The sequence below is a fragment of the Campylobacter sp. CNRCH_2013_0898h genome, from assembly GCF_025772965.1.
Lineage (GTDB): Bacteria > Campylobacterota > Campylobacteria > Campylobacterales > Campylobacteraceae > Campylobacter_D > Campylobacter_D lari_D.
The window spans coordinates 1-1,577 of record NZ_JAKMTD010000028.1 but is presented as its reverse complement, the minus strand read 5'-3'; the positions used below and the strand labels follow the sequence as shown (position 1 = coordinate 1,577).

Here is a 1,577-nt window from a genome sequence, read left to right as displayed (position 1 = left end):
GGATTGATTAGTTTTTGAAAAAAATCATTTGGATGATCAATACATTGACCATTAGGTGTTATAGAATTACTAGGGCATACAACAGGAGGTTTAATTTTATCTCCGATTTTATTAAGCAAATCTTGAGTATTTATTAGCAGTTTTTTTGCTAATTCTTTAATGTTTTCAGAAAAATAGTAAGATATAACACTTCCTCCAGCAAAAATAATTATACCAAAAATAATTTTTCCTCTAAACAAGATAAGTGCTATTTCTTTAGAAATATCTAAGCCTTTTTTTAAAACAAAATCTTGTATAACTTCTTCTCCTAGTTTTACTAAAACTTTAGTTATATCACCATTGTCAATATACTCTAAGGTATATTCAGTAATTTTTAGTTTGTTATCCACTTTATCTGTAATAACTTGAACTTTTTGAATATAAGGTTGTAGGGTTTCTTTAGTGGGAGAGTTGGGGGAAAGGTTGAAGCCACTGCTAAAAAAATCGAAAGTATTACTTGCTTTTCCTATTCCTTCTCTACTACTTTCTATAACCTCTTGTCCTTCTCTTAGAGCTTCTTTTATACTTTCTTTAATGTTAATAGTGGTATTGTTTTCATTATGAACACTAGTATTATTTTCATTTGCATTCATCTAAGGCCTTTTGGATTTTGTTTATTGTATCTTCTATAAAGATTGATACATTTTTGCGGTAATCTTTCCATTCTTTTCCGAGTGTCTTATCGAGAAGTTTTGAGCTATTTGGATCTAAATTATTAAATATATTATAGTTTTCTTTCATGTTTTGAAATATGAAATTTGTATCCTTAGAAGAACACAATTGATTGTTATGAAATAAAAGAAGACCTCGAATTGTTATTTTTGGATAGATTGCCATAGTTTTATACCAAGAACCCTTATTCAAATAGCCTATGCTATCTAAATAATCATAAAATTCTTCATAGTGCTTTATAAATTTAAGTTTTTCTTCAAAAATTTGTTTTTCTAAATCTTTAGTAGAGGCTCTTAAGTTTAGGTATTTTTGTTTCTCATTTGAATTTAAATCGCTTATGAAATTAAGATAATTAAAATAAGTATGTTCTTTGCCATGTAGAAAAATGAAAAGACTAATGTAGCTTTTAAGAGAAACTTCAAAGTACCTATCCTCAAATCCAAAGAATTTAGCCACCTTAAAATCAAAAATAGCCTTTTGCATTTTTGTATTTAAATCTCTAAAGTCTTCTAGTTTAGGCTGATAATCATCTACAATTTTAATCATATCTTTAGGACTTGGATTTAAAGTCATTTTTTCAAAAATTCTAAATTCTTGTTCTTTTTTAGGAAAATGATACATTCCCCAATAAATCGTATATAAAGGAGAATAAAGTAATTTTGCAAGCACGGCAAGTATTATGATTAATATAATACAGGGTATATAAAATCTTTTAAGTTTATAAAAAGGTTTTTTCATTTATATTCCTTGATATTCTAAAAATAGTTTTTTATATATTTTTTTGTAAAAATTACAATGAAAGTTTTTTAATATTTTAAGCAATTTTTTTACCTTTAAGGTTAGTATTGTTTATTATAGCATTGTTG

The 1,577-nt window shown here is 25.9% G+C and carries 2 protein-coding genes; both read right to left on the bottom strand.

Annotation, left to right across the window (positions count from 1 at the left end; translation table 11 throughout):
* Positions 1-632: hypothetical protein (locus L8X50_RS08170; protein ID WP_263660887.1), on the bottom strand; the 632-nt coding region annotated here is incomplete at its 3' end.
* The gene (locus L8X50_RS08165) at positions 619-1,449 is read right to left on the bottom strand and encodes an Abi family protein (protein WP_263660886.1); all 831 of its coding nucleotides are present in this window, start codon (positions 1,447-1,449) and stop codon (positions 619-621) included. The genes L8X50_RS08170 and L8X50_RS08165, both read right to left, overlap by 14 nt.
* Between the last annotated feature and the right edge of the window lie 128 nt (positions 1,450-1,577).